Consider the following 311-nt stretch of genomic DNA (forward strand, 5'->3'; position numbering starts at 1 on the left):
CGTAAATGCAACGGTAGAATCAAAACATTTTCTTGGGTCTGGGTCATCATGAAATCCTTTTTTGGAAAGTTACTGAAGTTGATCTGTCAACAAAAGGGAATACTGAACACCGCGGGGTAATTCGATAACAACGGGTTTCCCGTATGTCAGCTCCACGGTTCTTTTCGGTACATCGAAGGTCTTAATGGAATCACCGACCAGCTGTGTGTTGTTATATCGTAGGTGATCGTAATAATCGATCTGACCACTGTTTTCAAATGTTCGGCTGTTGGCAGCCGGAGTGAGGTTTGTGTTTATTTTCGCAGCTGCTG

The 311-nt window shown here is 43.7% G+C and carries 1 protein-coding gene; it reads right to left on the minus strand.

The features are described 5' to 3' along the window. Positions 1–69: 69 nt before the first annotated feature. Positions 70–311: hypothetical protein (locus RTW80_RS28390; protein ID WP_312721439.1), on the minus strand; the 242-nt coding region annotated here is incomplete at its 5' end.

It is taken from the genome of Escherichia sp. AM3 (assembly GCF_032029835.1).
Taxonomy (GTDB): domain Bacteria; phylum Pseudomonadota; class Gammaproteobacteria; order Enterobacterales; family Enterobacteriaceae; genus Escherichia; species Escherichia coli.